Origin of the sequence: Caballeronia pedi (assembly GCF_001544915.2) — a bacterium.
Lineage (GTDB): Bacteria > Pseudomonadota > Gammaproteobacteria > Burkholderiales > Burkholderiaceae > Caballeronia > Caballeronia pedi.
In genome coordinates this window covers 72,406-90,715 of record NZ_FCOE02000013.1, presented here as the reverse complement: position 1 = coordinate 90,715, position 18,310 = coordinate 72,406, and the positions used below count along the sequence as shown (strand labels likewise).

General features: G+C 58.7%; 15 protein-coding genes. 9 read left to right on the top strand and 6 right to left on the bottom strand.

Going from position 1 to position 18,310, the window contains the following annotated elements:
- The first annotated feature begins 77 nt into the window (after window positions 1-77).
- From AWB80_RS20505 to AWB80_RS44630, 3 genes are all read left to right on the top strand, one after another.
- A complete protein-coding gene (locus tag AWB80_RS20505) occupies window positions 78-263 on the top strand; it encodes a hypothetical protein (protein ID WP_061176490.1) in 186 nt (61 codons plus the stop codon).
- A gap of 60 nt (window positions 264-323) precedes the next feature.
- Window positions 324-1,076: a hypothetical protein gene (locus AWB80_RS20500; RefSeq protein WP_244206622.1), complete on the top strand. Its 753-nt coding sequence runs from the start codon at window positions 324-326 to the stop codon at window positions 1,074-1,076.
- A 68-nt stretch (window positions 1,077-1,144) separates the two neighbouring features.
- A complete protein-coding gene (locus AWB80_RS44630; protein ID WP_061176488.1) occupies window positions 1,145-1,609 on the top strand; it encodes an adenine nucleotide alpha hydrolase family protein in 465 nt (154 codons plus the stop codon).
- Here AWB80_RS44630 and AWB80_RS20495 read toward each other — a convergent pair.
- Complete coding sequence (locus AWB80_RS20495) at window positions 1,555-1,833, bottom strand: hypothetical protein (protein ID WP_087131453.1); 279 nt, start codon at window positions 1,831-1,833, stop codon at window positions 1,555-1,557. The two genes, AWB80_RS44630 and AWB80_RS20495, sit on opposite strands and share 55 nt — an antisense overlap.
- 551 nt (window positions 1,834-2,384) lie before the next feature.
- Between AWB80_RS20495 and AWB80_RS20485 the strand changes: the two genes are divergently transcribed.
- The 5 genes from AWB80_RS20485 (at window position 2,385) to AWB80_RS20465 (ending at window position 9,946) form a co-directional block, all read left to right on the top strand.
- The gene (locus AWB80_RS20485) at window positions 2,385-3,851 is read left to right on the top strand and encodes a tyrosine-type recombinase/integrase (protein WP_061176487.1); all 1,467 of its coding nucleotides are present in this window, start codon (window positions 2,385-2,387) and stop codon (window positions 3,849-3,851) included.
- Window positions 3,838-5,784: a hypothetical protein gene (locus AWB80_RS20480; RefSeq protein WP_143328096.1), complete on the top strand. Its 1,947-nt coding sequence runs from the start codon at window positions 3,838-3,840 to the stop codon at window positions 5,782-5,784. The genes AWB80_RS20485 and AWB80_RS20480 overlap by 14 nt, the downstream gene beginning before the upstream one ends.
- Window positions 5,781-7,817 (top strand): hypothetical protein, encoded by a 2,037-nt coding sequence (locus AWB80_RS20475; protein ID WP_143328095.1) that lies wholly within the window; start codon window positions 5,781-5,783, stop codon window positions 7,815-7,817. Before AWB80_RS20480 ends, AWB80_RS20475 begins: the two co-directional genes overlap by 4 nt.
- A complete protein-coding gene (locus AWB80_RS20470) occupies window positions 7,810-8,196 on the top strand; it encodes a hypothetical protein (protein WP_061176484.1) in 387 nt (128 codons plus the stop codon). The genes AWB80_RS20475 and AWB80_RS20470 overlap by 8 nt, the downstream gene beginning before the upstream one ends.
- Window positions 8,197-8,410: 214 nt before the next feature.
- The gene (locus tag AWB80_RS20465) at window positions 8,411-9,946 is read left to right on the top strand and encodes a phosphoadenosine phosphosulfate reductase domain-containing protein (RefSeq protein ID WP_244206620.1); all 1,536 of its coding nucleotides are present in this window, start codon (window positions 8,411-8,413) and stop codon (window positions 9,944-9,946) included.
- A 755-nt stretch (window positions 9,947-10,701) separates the two neighbouring features.
- Here AWB80_RS20465 and AWB80_RS20455 read toward each other — a convergent pair.
- Window positions 10,702-11,013, bottom strand: coding sequence for a DUF4148 domain-containing protein (locus AWB80_RS20455; RefSeq protein ID WP_061176482.1), 312 nt, complete (start codon window positions 11,011-11,013; stop codon window positions 10,702-10,704).
- Between the two features lie 21 nt (window positions 11,014-11,034).
- A complete protein-coding gene (locus AWB80_RS20450; protein WP_061176481.1) occupies window positions 11,035-11,697 on the bottom strand; it encodes an HAD family hydrolase in 663 nt (220 codons plus the stop codon).
- A gap of 321 nt (window positions 11,698-12,018) precedes the next feature.
- Between AWB80_RS20450 and AWB80_RS20440 the strand changes: the two genes are divergently transcribed.
- Window positions 12,019-12,534 (top strand): DUF2934 domain-containing protein, encoded by a 516-nt coding sequence (locus AWB80_RS20440; protein ID WP_061176480.1) that lies wholly within the window; start codon window positions 12,019-12,021, stop codon window positions 12,532-12,534.
- Between the two features lie 67 nt (window positions 12,535-12,601).
- On the opposite strand, the gene AWB80_RS20435 is transcribed toward AWB80_RS20440, so the two are convergent.
- The 3 genes from AWB80_RS20435 to imuA are packed head-to-tail and all read right to left on the bottom strand — an operon-like array spanning window position 12,602 to window position 17,863.
- Window positions 12,602-15,751: an error-prone DNA polymerase gene (locus tag AWB80_RS20435; protein ID WP_061176479.1), complete on the bottom strand. Its 3,150-nt coding sequence runs from the start codon at window positions 15,749-15,751 to the stop codon at window positions 12,602-12,604.
- Between the two features lie 11 nt (window positions 15,752-15,762).
- Window positions 15,763-17,226 (bottom strand): Y-family DNA polymerase, encoded by a 1,464-nt coding sequence (locus AWB80_RS20430; RefSeq protein WP_087131445.1) that lies wholly within the window; start codon window positions 17,224-17,226, stop codon window positions 15,763-15,765.
- Window positions 17,150-17,863 carry a translesion DNA synthesis-associated protein ImuA gene (gene imuA / locus AWB80_RS20425; protein ID WP_061176478.1) on the bottom strand — a complete coding sequence of 238 codons (714 nt, stop codon included), beginning with the start codon at window positions 17,861-17,863 and terminating at the stop codon, window positions 17,150-17,152. The genes AWB80_RS20430 and imuA overlap by 77 nt, the downstream gene beginning before the upstream one ends.
- Window positions 17,864-18,310: the final 447 nt, after the last annotated feature.

The window sequence follows — 18,310 nt, the reverse complement described above, 5'->3', positions numbered from 1 at the left end:
GGCCAACGTCCTTTCTCAACCCTGGCGGGCAAGCGGCCCGCTGGGGTTGCTGCGCGTTCTTTCTGCGGAGTGTATTCATGTTTGAAGCAGCAAAGCTGGGCGCATCGCCGGAGCAGTTCGCCAACCTCGAAGCGGCGATCGGCTACATCGCCGGCACCGCGACGCACGCGGGTGAAGTTCGCCCCGGGGTCCGCAACGTCGAGACAAAAGTGTTCTTGATCATCGGCGGTAGATTGCAACCCCAAAAAGGGGTGCGCCGATGACCCCCCCCGTGGCTGGAGCAATATGCCAGTGGCCAGAAGGCCGGCTACGCGCAAGCGTTCATGGCCTACGCGGACTACTACGGCGTCGATGGCTCTGCCGATGATGACCCGGAAATCGAAGAGCGGATCGCCATGCATCGGCAACCGATCGTCGGTTACGCCAGTCGCACCGGTACCCGCCGCAACCTGGCCGCCCTGCAGGGCGCGGATTGGCGCTTGTTGGTCTCGGCCAAAGGCGAGCTGCGTACTGAGGGCTTTCGCCGCTATGCATTGGATAACGGCGCTTGGACGGCCTACCAGCAGGGCCAACCCTTCGATGAGCACGCGTTTGCTGTCGCCGTCGAACGGCTCGGCGAGAGGGCCGACTGGCTCGTCCTTCCGGACATCGTCATGGGTGGCATGGCTTCGCTCGACTACTCGCTGAAGTGGCTGGATCGACTTCGGGGGATGCCCTGCCGGATGCTGATTGCAGTTCAGAACGGGATGCAGGTCGACGACCTTGCGTCGCTTTTGTCTCCTGCGGTTGGCATCTTCGTCGGCGGCTCAACGGAGTGGAAAGAGCAGACGGCGCACGTGTGGGGGTCCCTCGCGCGACGGCGTCACTGCTACTTGCACGTCGGTCGCGTGAACTCGGCGCGGCGCATCCGCATCTGTGCGGCCGCCGGTGCCGACAGCTTCGACGGTACCAGCGTTAGCCGGTATGCCAAGACGCTGCCGCGCCTTGATCGAGCAACGCGCCAGAGCGACTTGTTCGCAGCGGCGCACGACGGTCTCGAAGAGGCGCAACAGGCGACGGCTGACCTTTTGATTTGATTTGACCATTAACCCTTTCGGGAGCGCATCCCGAAAGGGTCGCTCCCATATTTTTTGGAGCGAAAAAGATGGAACAGCAAATTTTCTCGAAGATGGAAGCCGCGATCAGCGTCATGCAGCGCTATATCGAGCAGGGCTATAGCCTGAGTTGCGGGTATAGCGGCGGCAAAGACAGCACCTGCACCTTGGTGTTGATGCTCGAAGCAATTGGTCGCGCGAACCGCTCGACGATCGGGCACCACATTCAGTCGGCTGACACGACGATTGAGACACGGATAAGTTTTTCCCGGGGTGATTTACCTGGTAAGTACCACAGGAAATGGACATTGCTCGTCGGTACGTGCAAGCACCGATGCTTACCAGTCGCTGAGACCTGTCAACGGCCTTTGTTGAACGCCAGCGGGATCGTGGAGCACGATGGAACGCGCGGGGTTCATACTCTGGCGGATCTGATGTTGGATGGCTCGAGCGAACGAATTCAGACAGCCTTACGCATTTCCTCGACAACGCAATACGACCACTTCGCGCCGTAGTCTATCGACCCAGCCGCATAACGTTCCGCACTGACGACTTCATCCATTGTTGGAACACGCAGGCCGAGTTTCTGCGCTTGGTGCGTTGCTTCGCGAAACACGGCATCGCATTCTGCAGCTTGCCACTGGTCGATGCTGCGTCCTTTGCGTTTGGTCGCTTCGGCCTGGAACGCCTGGTAGATGCTACGCGCAGGTTCGTGGCGGGGTTCAAAGATGTCTTGCATGATGTCGTGTCTCGTAAAAGTGCGGTCCAGGGCTAGAGGCGCACCGCATTATTTCACATACAGCCTTTGCAGCAAAATCGCTATCTGACCTGCCGATAGATGGCTGGGCCGCCGATCAAGCCAATCGCTGTGATTTTGGTTCGGCCGTAATTGCGCGACTCCCTACGGACCTCGTATCCGTCTTCATCTTTGCGAAGCCGAGCCAAATGCTCCGCAACCGTGGCAACTTCATTGCGAACTGCCGCGAGGTCACGCATCACCAGATCGCTTGGAAGCGATCCGAGGCATTCCATTAACGTTGGCACTTCAACTCCCAATATCCGTGTTTCAAGCCGGTGCTTGACTGATACGCGTCATCTTACATGGTGCCGTAGCGCGTCAAGTCTGGCGACCTGCCGTAGGATCAGGAGACCCCTGTATGACGAATCGGAGTTCCGGTCAATTCGTCGCTGGTCGGACGCTTACTCATAGACGAAAATGATAAGTTTTGAAATGTTGAACAAGTTACAGCCGTTCCTGCCAATCATGGCCACGTACAGTCCGGTGGCCGCATGCTGAACCCGCCGATCAAATGTGCGGTTCTGCCGGCTTTCATCCTGACTGAAACGTGCGACGCAGCAGATCCTCTCGGCATAAAACGCGTTATCCCCGCAGGTGCGCAGCGGGCCGAACAAACCTATCACATGCGGGAAGTCGCCAAGGCCGTCGACTCTCACGGCGGCTATCCGAAGTGGGTCAAGTTCAATTACAACCTTCTCCCGCTCGTTCTGGATAGCCGTGGTGTTCTATGGGACGCGGCTACGATTTATATCCTCGCTCGATGTCAGGCACATCTGAACCCAGACATGACAACGTTCCAGAGTATTGCAGAGGATCTGTCGATTTTTATGAGGTTTCTCGAGGAATTCGAGGTCGATTACCTTGCGTTTCCCCGTTTCAAGTTGCAGCGGCCGACCTATCGGTTCCATGGTTATCTCAAGAACCGCATTCTTCAACGGAAGACGGCGCCCGCAACGGCCAAAAGAACCATGGGATCGGTGATTGGCTTCTATCGGTTTTTGGTCGCCGAGGGGATGCTCGTGCCGGAGAATCCGCTCTGGGAAGATCGAGACCAGTATTTGACGTTCAAGGATGCTCGTGGACTGTCGATCAGCAAACGGGTGAACGTAACGGACGTGAGTATTCGCGCGCCGAAGCAGCTTGATCCATACGATGGCTGCATTAGCGATGGCGAACGATTGCGGCCCCTACCTCAAAACGAACAGGAATGGCTGTTCGAGGCACTGGCCGGCCTTCAGAATCCTGAGATGCTGTTGATCCATCTGCTTGTGGTGACGTCCGGAGCCAGAATTCAGACGGCGCTGACACTTCGAGTCGCGGACGTGCGCAATGAACTACCGGATTCAGCGCGAGAATTTCGGTGTAAGGCCGGCCCTGGAACTGGGATAGACACGAAAAACAATAAGCAGCTTACGATCCATATTCCTCGCTGGGTGTACGAGATGCTCCGGAAGTATGCGTTCTCCGATCGGGCAGCTGCGCGCCGTAGCCGGGCGAAGGGCGGCAACAACGATGACCAATATCTTTTCCTGACGCAGCAGGGGTCCCCTTACTACCAGCAGAAGGCTGAGAGCCTACGCTTCGATCCAGATTTCGACAGGCGGTACCGGGAGCGAGGTCAGGCTCTTCGCATGTTCATTCGTGACCGGGTGATCCCGTGGGTTCGCCAACGCCACGCGCGGGACTTCCACTACAAACCGCACGACTTGCGCGCGACTTATGGAATGAACCTCACTGATGTTCAACTAGCAGCGGTTGAACGGAACGAGAAGACGCTGTCTCAGGCGCGAGATTTCGTCCGTGTGCGGATGGGCCACGAAAGCTCCGCCACGACTGACCTGTACTTGAACTTCAGGTCGAACCAAGCAACGGTCTATGCAGCTGTAGACGGACACGAGGCTTATTTTCGCGATTTGATCGAGAAAGCGTGGCGGGGAGCACTCAATGCAGAAGCGTAAATCAGTTTCGAATGGCGGCGTGCAATTTTGGGCAAGACCGACAGAGCGACACTCAGTCCCGCTGGCCAAAGGGATGTCGGTCCTTCATCCGGAGCGCGCGGTCCTTGTATTCGACGGCATGGCCAAGGACGTAGGGGCGCTTTGCTACATGCGCCGCCAAGGTAGCGTGGAGCCGCGCAATCGACGTGCTCGACAGGCGCGGGAGGTGGACCTAGGATCACTTGACCTGACTCGTACACGGCTGATAGGCCGCTTTATTGAATTCGTTTCCAGCCTTCTTCTGGACGGCGGATTCACCAATTCGACGGTTCACGGATGGGTGGGATTGTGGATCAACCTGATGGATTGGGCCGATGAGAGCGGGCATTCAGATATTCTCAGCGGTGGGGATGCAACCTACGTTGGGTTCCGAGCGTACGTGGACTATTTGAGGCATCGACTTGATACGAACCAAATTACGCAAAGAACCGCAGCCTCTCGGCAATTTGCGAATCTGAGGTTGATGGAGCGGTTCACGGGCCTCCATGACATTCATCGAGGCGTTCGGCTGATCGACATTGCTCGTCCCGATGACGCGCGTACTGTACCACCGTCTGAATATGATCTCGGGCGACTGGAGGGGCTATGTGATGCAATTTTCCACGGGCATACAGATCTGGTTCTCACCCAGCGCGAATTCCCCTACAGAATGGCGGTTCCGAAGTCTCTCGACTGGAAGCGCGATTACGTGTGGTTATTTCCGCTGCGAGCCTGGTCGGTCTCTGTGGGCAGGATTGAGAACAGGGCCACCGGCGGCAGCACGTATGCTGCCTATGATTTCGAAAATGGCCGACTCGCCACAATCCAGGAAATTCGCACGCAGTTCAGTTCTTTTTCCAAGGCGAATACTGCCATCCGGCACGCGCGCAATCGACTCGCCGAGGCAAACCGGAATCCCCGACATCCGGAACGACTCGCCGCGGCAATGCGGGCTCATCATGCATTCGTGGTCCTGTTCCTCGGTCAGACGGGCATGAATGCGTCGGTCGCGTTTGCCCTCTCCTGGGGCGCAGAGTACAAAGTGGGGGCATCACAACAAGGGTTTAGAGAGATAAAGTGGCGCGCCGGCGGAAAAATGGTATCCGTCGTAATCCGAAACAAGTTCCTGCCGTTGTTCGTGAAATTCATTGAGATCCGCAGTTACCTGCTGAACGGTCGTGAGGCCGCCACGTTGTTCTTCAATCTCGGTAATCAGAACCGAAGCGCACCGAAGCCGTTGACAGTAAGGGGGTTTGAATCCTTCTATGCGTCGTTGCGGAGACTAGGCCCAAATATCCCGCTGATCAGGAACCGGCAGTTGCGTGCAGCAAAACAGGATTACCACGTACGCAACGATGATTTCTCAGTCGCAGCCACGATCATGGGCCATTCGGAAGAAACCTCGAGGCGCCACTACACCGCTGGTAGCAAGTCCGCTCACCATGAAGAAATCTCGACGTTTTTGACGAGGATTGAAGAGTCTGCCCTGAACAAGCGGATAGTGCTACAAGCCGACGAAACGGTAGATGGCGGCACGCACGGGCATCTTGGTACCTGCGCGGCGTTTGGCTCTCCTCATTCGATTTCCGAAGATGTCCCCGTGGCGCCAGATTGCGGTCGGCAAGAGGGGTGCCTCTTCTGCGACAAGCACCGTGTACATGCCGACGCCCCTGACATTAGAAAACTGGTGAGCTGCGCCTTTGTTGTTCAACAGGCGACGTATCTGCCAGGTGCGGAGGCCTATTTCGAGCCTGTCCTCCGCCGAATTGCGTCACTGCTTGATCAGGTCAAGGAGTTTGACGGGATGGCCTTGATCGTCGCCCAGATTGAGAATGAAGTCGAGGAGTACGGCCAACTCGATGCCTATTGGGCGGAGAAGTGGGCTTTGCTCAACGAACTAGAGGTGATCGTATGAGTCGTATGTTTCAGGCTAAGTTAGATATCCCGGAAAACGCTGCATTACCGGATGAATGGGACGTAGCCTCCACCGGGTTGGCGCCCCCGGACGATTTCGTTGTCAGTCGGTATGCGAACGGGGTTGCGGCGTCGACTCTCGCCGACATTTACTGGAACTGGACCCCGTACGACCCTGACGGGCGGCCCAGGTGGCTGTGTTTCGACTATTGGCAGAAGACAACATCCAGAATCGACCGACCCATGCGTCAACGTATGTCGAGGTTGAGATCCGGAATCGTCGCGGACATGCAGCGATTTATGGCGTTGTTGATCTACAAAAAGAGAGGCGCCTCGCTTAGTTTCTCCTCGTTGACCGAGTCCCTGAGTGTCCTCCGCCTCATGGGCCAATACAGTGAGAAGCATGAAATTGGATACGAGGATTTTTGGAGTTCGTCAACCCTACTCGAAGATTTCTGTTCATCGTTAGATACCAAAACGGCGGTCACCAAGGTTGCCAGGCTCATGGGTGTGTTCATGGCGATGAACCCGGAAACAGATTTGGGCTTTACTCTCGGGTGTGCGGAGTTATTCGCAACGCTGCAAAAGCGTGTCAGCGATTTCCCGGCAAACAGGCAGACGCCGCCGATGCCGACCCGGGTCTATTCGTCCGTGCTGACCGCGCTGAATACTGAGTTAAACAACTTCGACGTGATTTCCGATTGCTACCTCGCTTTGGTCGCACGCTTGGCGGCGTTGCGGTCGATCCCTGGTGGAGATCGAAAATCTTTTTGTGATGTAGGGTCGATGCTGGCCGAGTATGGGCTGACTGAATACTTTCGCGAGAAAGGAATCACCCCGACGATGCACGGAGTATCCAGTGGTCTTTCAAATATCCAGACCGTTTGCCGCCTTACGGTTCAGGCGTACACCGGAATGAGACACAGCGAAGCCCAGATGCTTCCTTACCACTGCTTGTCGGCGGAAAAGCGACCGGGGGCAACGCATTATTTTCTGGGTGGCCGAACAACGAAATTCGAGAACGGACGCATTCGTCGAACGCAGTGGGTGACCAGCAAAGAGGGCGCTCGGGCCGTTGACATAGCTCGTCGTGTCGCTACAGCAATATACGAGGTAATCGGAGATACTCCACACCAAGCCGACGAGCGAATCAGCAGGTATCCGTTGTTTGTCGCGACATCGTACCTGGAGTTCGCTGGTAGGCAGACATATCAAGTGGTGACTCAGGATGCGTACCTGACTTCTGACAACCGATTGACCAGCCCGCCGTTCGCGCAGCTATTGAAGCGGTTGCGCCCTGTCATCAATGAAGGGGACCTCCGGGAATTGGAAGAAATCGACCCGCACCGCGCCTGGGGAGATGACCCGGATTACGGTGTCGGTCAGGCATGGTCGCTGAGATCACATCAATTCCGGCGGTCGCTTGCCTTGTACGCACAACGTAGCGGCCTGGTGTCGCTCCCGTCGTTACGCCGACAGTTGCAACATATCACGCGGGAAATGTCACTTTACTACTCGAAAGGTTCGGTGTTCGCCAAGAACTTCATTGAGAACGATCCGACAGACTACAAAGAACACATTTGTAAGGACTGGCGCGACGCCAAGCCGGTGTCAGAAGCAATGGCGTTCCTTCGGGACGTAGTATTCGCCGATGAACCTCTGTTTGGTGCTGCTGGGATATTCGAACAGCAGAAGAAAAATCGTGGCCAGATTGTTGATCGAGCCATAACGCTCAAACAGTTTCAGAAGGGATTAACTGCCTACAAGGCAACCCCGTTCGGAGGTTGCGTCAAAGTCGGTGAGTGCGACAAGGCTGGCCTGAGAATGATGGGCGTGCTGTGCCTGGAGGATTGCAAGAACATCGTAATCAAGCTGTCGAAGCTTAATCGGGCCATCGATCAGCAGCAACACCTGGTCAACTCCCTCGAACAATCATCGATCACCTATCACCTCGAGAAGGACGACTTGGATTCGATGGTAGCGGCGCGAAAGCGTTGCCTCGAAATTGCCAATAGGGGTTCAGACCGTGTCTGAGACACTCAATGACTACTTCAAGGCGCTCGAACGTCTGAAAAACGGCACCCCGGCGTCAGTCCCGAAGGGAACGCGAATCTCGAACGATGCCGTTGCCCTAGAAGCTGGCCGGGGAAAGGGGAGTATCAAGAAGTCTCGACCCATCTTCAAAGATCTGATCGAAGCAATCGACCACGCGGCCGCTGACCAGGCTAAGCCGAAGGGGGAAGCCAAGGAGCAGCTCGCGTCGGCTCGAATGTCAGCAAGCAAATATCGCCTGCTCTGGGAAGAGGCCCTTGCTCGAGAAGCCTCCCTGCTCGTTGAGCTGTTTGAGACGAAGAAATCCCTCGCAAAGCTTACCGGAGAGACGGTGTTGCCGCTTCGCGGGCGAAGCCGATAACGTCCCATGCCTGCATTCTGATGGACAATTTCCACGAGAATTGTCCATCAGTCGGGCCGATGGGATGGACACCGCTGTTTTCGAGATCGCTTTATCTGACAAGGCATTGAGCAGTGTCCATCTGCACACCCTTATCCGTATTGAAAACCCGACGATCGCCAACTTCCTGCACTTGGTCCTCGATGAACTGTAGTTGTACATCGAGGAGACGGCGATGCCGGTCGCGATTCACGTAACAAAGCCGTCGCTCGCCAGTCAGTTCGTTGTTTCGACAATCGGACGGGGAACGCTGGTCCGCACGCCGGAAAACGGTGTGCGCGATGGTAGACGCATGCGTGCGTGCGCGGACGAATGGAAGGTGAGGCCGGGAGGGCGCCTGCGAACTTTGCTCGAGCGCCGCGCGGCAACTGACGGCGCTCGCGAGGTCATCACGGTGCTTGGTCTGCGCAAGGACGAAAGTGCATCGCGATCCTTGGCGATGGCAGAGCGCGAAGACACCGCCGACGTTGCGGTCCGGAATCGAGGCGGTGGGCTCACGCTTAGTCCCCTGGCCGACTGGTCGTCCGACGATATTTGGACGATGCTCGCGTTGTTAGCCGATCCGGGAAGTATGCCGTTTGGTTCGCCGTTGCTGCCAGCAACGATCCACCAGCTGTCGGAGATCTACCGAGCTGGCAACGGAGGAACGTGCGGCGTCGTAGTGGGGGAGTCGGGTGCGCGGGCATCTTGCGAAAGCAGGTTCGGGTGCGCTTTCTGTTGTGTCTCGGGCGACCGTGACAAGTCGCTTGAGGCCATGATCGAGGATGAGCAATACGGGCATCTGCGGCCGCTTAACGCCTTTCGCAACTATCTGCTCGCGATCCAGTGGGATATGTCGCGTCGGGAGTTGGTGGGGCGCTCGCTGAGCGATGCGGGCTACACGCGCATCCAGGCAGACACGTACAGCTACCTGACGCGTGTCGATCTGCTCAAGAAACTCTGCAGTATCGACGCGGCCGAGCGCGACCGCGCGGAAGCCCATTCCGGGGCACTGGCGAACGGATCGATTCCGGATACGGAAGACAATCGGCTGCTGTGCGAGCCGCAGTTCGAGTTCGTGACGCCGCAGCAGTTGGTGGGGATCGATTTCTTTCTGTCGATGCATCACTACGCGGCGCACGCGTTCCCCGCGCTTGCGGTCTGGCACGACGTCAATGTGTTGGGGCGTCGCTATCCGATCCCGACGCTTGAACCGCTTCCAAAGACGGATATCGTCCTGCACGGCTGGTATCCAGTTGGTCAGTACGACAAGGAGGCGCCAGCGACCGGATTGCGCTCGTTCGATGCAGAACAGTGGAACCCGTACCGGCATCCTGGTCGGCCCGGGCGATATGCGAGGACGACGGGCGGTGAGCAGACCGTCTATTTCCAGGAAGCCTTGCAGTTCGAGGTGGATGCGGAAGCGGCGTGCCTGTTCGTCACCTGCACATACGACACTGCCTTCATGCTGGACGCGCAGCATCGCGACACGATTGATTCAGCGCATTTCTGGCTGAACGAGGGCATCGTGAAATTGCCGACCGGCATGGCCCAGAGGTATCAGGACATGGCCAAGCGCGGGCAGTACTTCACGAGGCTTGCGCAGCGACTGAACCTGACGCCAGCCGACCTGGACGCGCATCTCGTGTCGGGTGCAATCAGCGATACGGAGCATGACGCGATGTTGGGTCATGACCGGCAGCAGCTGAGCCTTTTTGCGGAAGCGGCTTGACCGCGACCGGTACTTTTCGACAATCCCGGGGCCTATCCCCGGGATTTTTTCTTCAGTCGACTTAATCGAAATCCGGAGTTGTGAGCGTCTCGCCCGCCTTGACGCCCGAGAATAGATCTGCCGAGTCACCGGGACGTGCGCTAGACTACAGATGAACGAGCAACTGCGTCGGCCCGCGACACTGCCGCGATCGCTCGGCTTCTGCAGACTGAAGCCGCACGAGAAAGGGCGATGAGCGATGCACGAGGAGGAGAGAAAGCTCCTTCTGGTTTAGATTGCTTGGCAAGGTCTATTACGCTGAGGTCAGCTTTTATCGAACTTTACTGGCCAAGGTTCCTGAGAACAACCGTCCGCAAACGGGATCAGGTTTTGCTGCACAGTCTCTGCACGGGAGACGATCATGCTCAGACTTCTCAGCATTTTGACACTCGCAGCGGCCTTCTCTGGATGCGTCGCCGCTCCGCCGTATGGTTACAGCGATCCCGCATATGGTCCCGCGCCGGGTCCGAGGGTTGGAGTGGGCGTGGGTGTGGGTACCGGCGGCTTCGGGTCCGGAGGGGGCGTTGGAGTAGGTGTCGGGTTCTGAGCGTTGCGCCCGCACAAACTTGGATTGCCCGCTAGTGTCTCTGTCCGAGCGATGCTGCGCAAAAGATTCGAGCCGCCGCAGGAGCATTGCGGTCAAAAACGCCGCTGCGATCCAACTCACGTCGGCCGCTGCCAAACTTCTGAAATAGGGTCCCGACTACCCTTCTTTGTTATCCCGGCGGGATTTGCTGACATTCCGTTTGGAACCAATAGTCGACGAGCCGTTGGGCCGCTTGTAAGTCATCGGGGTAATACGGATCGTCGTACCACGGCGACGGGTCGTAGCCCGCTTTGCGCAATGCGCCCAGTTCGCTTTGGTGTTGCGCCATCGTAGGGGACGTGTTGCTCCGAAGCGCAGCCAAGTCACGACACTCTGTTGGACTCAAGTGCCTTCCGGTGTACGGCATTCCACTGGCAACACAGCCGCCAAGAAGAAAAATCATAGCGCAAAGCGCTGATCGGTGTCTCTGAAGTTCGCTCACGATTTAACTCAGCCAGAACGATCAAACTAATAACGGCGAACGGGCGAGATTCGCAAGCAGACCGGCGGGCCCGGGATAAACTGCAACGCAGCCGGCGTCTCGCAGTGACTGTTCGGGAAACGCTCCAGAAAGAAGGCCGATCGTGTGCAAGCCCGTCTTCGACGCCGCTTGCGCGTCGTAGGGTGAATCGCCAATCACGATCGCGCCGTCGGGCGACACTTCGAGCTTTTGCAGGGCGACCTTGAACACATCCGGTGCAGGTTTCGATTGCTCGACGTCCTCCGAGGAGACCGTCACGTCGAGTAAATCAGCGATGGCAGCGATCTTGAGATACACCTCGAGTTCATCCTTCTTCGCTGATGAGGCGACGGCAAGTTTCACCCCGGCCTCGCGCAGTTTTTTAAGAAGTTCGGGCACCGCTGCGAAAGGTCGCACCATCGACAGGTAATTTGCCTTGAAATGCGTTCCCCTCCAGGATTCGAGCTGTTTGCCATGGTCCCGCAGCTGGGCGTCAGACAGAAAGACCGGCATCAGTTTATCTCCGCCCTTACCGATTTGACTGCGCGCCTGTTCGAAGCTGACTTCATGTCCGAAATGAGCGAAAGCCTCATGCCAGGCGAGCGCGTGGAGATCGACCGAGTCAATTAGTGTCCCGTCGATATCGAAGATTGCAGCGTGTGGCATAGGGCCTCCGTGGATCAAAGCGTTGTGCAAGGCACGTACCAGCCCAGTCTTTTCATGGGCTTCTCGCTGGCGGCAACGACCGCCGCACAACGAGGCCAAGCAAGGCTACGTGCGATACGTTGCCATCAATCCAGACTACGCCGATGTGGACCACAATTTGGCTATTCTTCTGGACAAACGCAAAGAAAGGCACGGCCTCATCCGACATCGGAGCGCCTACCGCAGACCGAGCCGCTAACAGCGTCATTCGGAATATCGCGAGTTGAGCGCCAGGAGGCAACCTGTTAAGGTCGCGCTGATAATTTTGTCCTCGGAGTCGGAATGCTACCCACGTCCAACCTTGCCTTAGCCGAAGAGCATATTCGAACACGCGCCTATCTCTTGTGGGAAGCCGAAGGCGGCGCGCACGGCCGCGACGACCACTACTGGCGCGAGGCCATCGCGCAGCTTCAGGCGGAAAGCATCCAGCCATCGCTGGATGTGTCCTCAGAGCCCGATGTTGCCGTGGTCGCAAAGGACCAGAAGACGTCGAAGACGGGCAAGAGCGTCGCAGGGAAGGCCGCGAAGAATACCGCTGAGCTGGCCGGTAACGGCAAGGCTAAAGCCAGCAAGAAGTCCAGCGAGAATGCCGGAACGAAAGCTCGCGATAGAGTTGCCAATAAGGCGGCCGGAGCCGTCGATGAACCCAAGAGCGCTGCGAAGAAACCGAAAACTGTCAAGAAAGTGAGTGAGGTCGGTGAGGGTAACGCGGCGTCGCCAGCTCCAGCGCGTCCGAAGAAGCCTCGGAAGACTGCGTCCAGCGAGTCCAAAGTTTTGGCGCAGCGTTCCGCGGAATAGAGAGTTGATCTCGGTCTCTCAGCGTGATCGTCTTCATACGTTGTGAAGGGTTTCCTCGACGCCTGATTCAGCAGAAATTCCGGCTGACGGTCGTGAGTCCGCCCAGAAGATGTGACATGTCGACGAGCCGCTGAGCGACGAGGTGGCGGACCTCGCCTTCGCATTGCCACGTGCCGTACACGGCAAGGAGCGCGGCACCCAACGCTTCCTTCCGTTGCTTCTCAAGGAGCGACGGCCAGATGATCACATTGACGTTGCCTGTCTCGTCCTCTAGCGTCACGAACATCACGCCCTTGGCTGTGCCCGGCCTCTGCCTCACTGTGACTAGCCCACAGCCGCGTGCAAGTCGGCCGTTTCGATAACTCCGAAGCGTAGAAGCGGGCATGAGTCGTTGTTCGAGCAGTGTCGGGCGCAAGAGTGAAAGAGGATGGCGCCCCAAGGTCAACCCTGCGGCGTTGTAGTCGCTGACGATGTCTTCAGCCTCAGACGGCGCGCCGAGTTCGGGCGTCTCGTCGTCGACCCGGCTGTCGGCGAGGATGTCACGATCAGGCACGGCTGCAACCGACTGCCAAAGCGCTTCACGTCGATTGCCGGCAAGCGACTGTAACGCGTTCGACGCCGCCAACACCTGCAGATCGTGCCGATCGAGCTGCGCTCGGCGTGCCAGATCACTGACGCTCACGAAGGGCTTTACGGCGCGCGCGTTCTCGATGCGCTCTGCAGCGCCGTCACGCATGCCCTTGAGCAACGACAGTCCGAGACGCACAACGGGCTCTGCACGATCGGTGCGTTGCTCAAGCACCGAGTCCCAACCGCTGATCGTGACGTCGATCGGTACGACTTCGACGCCATGACGCTTTGCGTCTTGCACAAGCTGCGAGGGCGAGTAAAAGCCCATCGGCTGCGAATTCAGCATGGCAGCAAGGAAGGCGGCGGGTTCGTGGCACTTGAGCCAACTGCTCGCATAGACCAGCAGCGCGAAGCTGGCCGCATGACTTTCCGGAAAGCCGTATTCGCCGAAGCCCTTTATCTGCTCGAAGATGGCTTCGGCAAATGCAAGTTCATAGCCGCGCTCGCGCATGCCGTTGACGATGCGATCGTAATATTGCTGCAGGCCACCCTTGCGTTTCCACGCGGCCATCGCGCGGCGCAGTTGGTCTGCCTCGCCCGGTGTGAAGCCCGCAGCCAGGATCGCCACCTGCATCACCTGCTCCTGAAAAATCGGCACGCCGAGCGTACGACCGAGCGCCGTTTCCAATTCCGCACTCGGATAGGTCACGGGTTCGATCTTCTGGCGTCGCCGCAGATAGGGATGAACAGCGCCGCCCTGAATCGGACCAGGACGCACGATGGCGACTTCGATGACGAGGTCGTAGAACGTTCGCGGTTGCATGCGCGGCAACATGCTCATCTGTGCGCGCGACTCGATCTGAAACACACCCACCGTATCGGCTTGGGAAATCATCTCGTAGGTTGCGGGATCTTCCGACGGGATGTCCTGCATCTCGAAGCGCTCACCGCGCTGCTCGGAGACGATGTCCAGCGTGCGGCGGATCGCCGAGAGCATGCCGAGCGCGAGCACGTCGATTTTGAGAAGTCCGAGGGCTTCGAGGTCGTCCTTGTCCCACTGGATCGCGCTTCGATCCGCCATCGCGGCATTCTCGACGGGTACGAGCCGGGTGAGCTTGCCTCGGCTGATGACGAAGCCGCCCGAGTGCTGCGACAGGTGCCGTGGAAAATTCAGAATTTCCGCCGCCAGTTTCGCCCACATGGTGATGAGCGGATTCGTCGGATCGAGTCCGGTCTCTTCGAAACGACGTAGCAGATCCTGCGAGTGATCGAACCATTGGTGTGACTTGGCGACTTTGTCGACGATCTGCGGATCGATGCCGAGCGCCTTGCCTGTTTCGCGCAGCGCCCCGCGAGGGCGATAGGTCGAGACAGCAGCCGCAATCGCCGCGCGGTCGCGGCCGTACTTGCGATAAATGTACTGAATGACCTCCTCCCGCCGCTGATGCTCGAAGTCGACATCGATGTCGGGCGGCTCGCCGCGCTCCTTGCTGATGAAGCGCTCGAACAACATGTTGCCACGCGACGGATCGACTTCGGTGACGCCCAGGCAGTAGCAGACCGCGCTATTGGCCGCGGACCCACGGCCTTGACACAGGATGTGCTGGTTTCGCGCGAAGCGCACGATGTCATAGACCGTGAGGAAGTACGCTTCATAGCGCATCTCGCGGATGAGCTGTAGCTCATGCTCGATCTGTTGCTGAACCTCATGCGGAACGCCGGCTGGAAAGCGCTTATGCGCGCCGATGTAGGTCTCCTGCCGCAGATACGCTTCATGGGTGAAACCGTCCGGCACGAGCTCGTCGGGATATTCGTAGCGCAGTTCGTCCAACGAGAATGTGCAGCGCTCGAGGATGTTGAGCGTCTGGGCGAGCGCGTGTGCAGGGTACAGATTGGCGAGGCGCAGGCGAGAACGAAGGTGCTGCTCGGCATTGGGCGCGAGCTCGTATCCACACTCGGCCACCGGCTTGCCGATGCGGATCGCGGTCATCGTGTCCTGCAGGGGCTTTCGCGAGCGCACATGCATCACCACATTGCCGAGTGCGACCACGGGCACGCGGTGCTGTTCGGCGATGTATTCGACGCTGCCGCGATGAATGTCATCCATCGCGCGTTGATGCAGAATCAGGCCCACCCATGCACGAGCGGGAAACGTCTCGTTGAGCCATTCGACCTGCGCGGACAGCGCATCTTCCTTCGCAGGAAAGTCCGGCACCAGGATCGCCAGGCAATCCGGCATGCCGCGTAGATGCGCGTGCCCTTTCTCGGGCTTCGACAGGTCGTGCGGCGTGAGCAGGTAGGTGCCCTTCGCGGCACGCATGCGTCCGAGCGTGATCAGTTCGGACAGGTTGCCGTACCCATTGCGGTTTTGAGCGAGCAGGATCAGTCCGAACGCCGAGCTTTTGTCCGCATGAACGAGACGGAAGTAGGAACCGATGATCAGCGGCAGCTTTTCTTCCTTGGCCTGGACGTGAGCACGAACGACACCTGCGAGCGAGCACTCGTCCGTGATCGCCAGGCCTGAGTAGCCGAGTTGGGACGCGCGCAGCACGAGCTCTTCGCCGTGCGACGCACCGTGCAAGAACGAAAAATTCGTGAACGCGAAAAGCTCAGCATAATTGGGCAAGGCCGACGAGAAAAGATCCACGGCAACACCGACTATCCGAACAGACCGTGGAGGAACCAGCGGACTTCCTCGGTCGTCACGCTCGGTCGTTCGCGGTAGATCCAGTAACAGCTTTTATCGGTGGCTTCCGCGACATAGTAGTCGCGCGTGACCAGCGCTCCGTCGTGCCAGCCCGCTTCGATCCGCTCGCCCGTCGAAACCAGCTTGAGCGGGGATCCGTAGAACGGTCGGTGATTCTTGATCATCAGTCGCACGGGCGCGTCAAGCATCCATGTCGGACGGGGCAATTCGGCCGGGGCTGTGCACGCTTTGGCCGTATCCTGGACCGGAACCCATTGATTCGCCTGCTCGGGTCGATGATCCGATGTCGGCGCTGGCCGCAGCACATTCTCCGCACCCAAGCGAGCAACCAGCAGTTCGAGGAGGAGGTTGTGATCTTGCGCGGAACCACCCGGGTCCGGAAAGAGCGAGTCGCTAGGCGGCTCAGCGGGCTGTACTTTCGATGCCGTGAGTCGGAGCGCAATGACGGCCGCTTCGAGTTCGACGCGCCCGAGCCGCTCCTTGAGCAGGCGAACAAGGTGTTCCTCGTGCCATGTGGGTTCCGCGAGTGCAATCTCGATGACCGTCGGCTCGATGGCCTGGCGGCCGCGCTCGTGCTCGAGCGTGATGGTCGCCTGCGTGAGCGCGAGCTGCTGCGCGCTCAACCAGCCACACAGCTGCACGATCAGTCGCCGTGCGGAAAACAGAATGGCCTCGGCGTGCTCGACGCGATCGGGCAGCTCGGTGCGCGCGCTGAAGGAGGGCGGTAGCTCAAGCCATTCGTAAAGCTCGGGCGACAGGCCGTAGGCGCGGTCAAGAGAATCCAGTAAATCCACGCCACACCTCTTTTTGAGACCTGCACGCGGCAGGCGTCGAATATCGTTGAGCACTCGGCAACCGAGGCCGTTAAACCAGTCGCCGAAGGACCGGACCTCGGGGACGACCATGAAGGGCAACTCGCCGAGAAAGCGTTCGAGCGATGTCATCTTGAGCACGCGCCGGCGACCGCGTTTGGCGAGCAGCCACGCGCCTTGACCCGTAGGCGCGACGCTCATGCGGGCGGTGACGCCGATGGCTTTAACCGTCTCCCGAATCTGTCGACAGACGTGCACGATGCCGCCGAAGAGTCGAAGACTTGCCGTCACGTCGACGACGATGGTTTCTTCTTCGCGCACGGCGACCTGAGGCGAGAAGCGCAGCAGCGCGAAAGCGACTTCACGTTGCACATCGAGCTCGCGCGCGGGGCTACGGTCATACATCAATGCGTCGGCCGTCAGTGTCGTGACGCCACCGCGCTTCATCCCTACCATCACCCCTGCATCTCTGGCTGCCTGATCGAGCACGATCACCTTGTCACGCTCGAGCACCACACAGCCGTGTTCAGTCGGTGATGACCATCTCGGACGGAAGACCTCCAGCGAAAGCCGGGGCAGGAAGATGGCGACGAACACGGCCATGAGGGCTGAGCAGAATCGGAGTCGGTTGGAGGTGGATGGACAGTGAGTCGGTTCGGGTTGGACCTCGTCGCTTGATGACATCGACGACGATTCCGCCGTCGGCGGGCCGCACCCCCAGCCGTAAAGTTGCCGGCGACGAATCCTGGGCGGCGGCGAGCGGTCGAACCAGAATCAGTAGGGTCTCTGTTGCTTGGGCCGCCAGATGCAATCGCCTCAAGGCTTCAGATCGGATGTGCTGCTGCCAGAAGAGCAGCGCACCGCAACTTCGGGCGTTCAGCACGCGCTCGGCGCACCAGAGCGCATCCGCCGTCTTCGGCGCCCGCAGTAGCATGAGTTTGTCCAGCGGCAAGCCCAGGTATGCGAACGCCACGCTGTTCGGTACATGCGGCGCCTGCAGCAGCGCGACCGGGCGCTGACTTGCGGCCACCAGTGCGGGCTTGAGCAACCTCATCTCTCCGATCCCGGGTTGCTGGACCAGCAACTCCACTAGTGCGCCGATCGGCCAGCCGCCACCGGGCAGTTCGGCCGACAGGGCGGCGTAGCCGGTGTCGATCGTCTTGCCGTAGGCGCGCGCCAGTTTGTCGGCCTTCCACAAACTGGGATGAATCGACTCGATGTGTTGAGGCAGGGCGGACATGGTGGAATCGGTTGATCGAAATACTGTATATTTATACAGTATTCTATCTCAAAAAAACCGTTCGGAGGATGTGCCCCTGTTTGATCAGAGCAATCGAAATCGGATGCGCGTGTTCTGCAGCCTCGATGCCGGAGCCCGTGGACTTTATTTCCAAGCGGCGGGAGGCTCGCGGAGATGCGACGATCGATGGGGCCCGGTCGCCTGCGCCAAGGCGGGTGAATCGATTTTCTCGGGCGAGAAATGGGCGGACGGCAGAGATCAAGTCAATTGAACATTTCAATTGCTGACCGGTCGACTCCACCGTGCGTGATCGGCATTATTACGAGGGGTGCGATGTCCCTGTGTCGGAACGGGACTGTGTGGTAAAGCCTAGGGCGCGGACACGCGCGGTTGAAAGTCGCGAACTTTGTCCGCACCTGCGTCAGACGGTGATCGTTGAGAATAGGC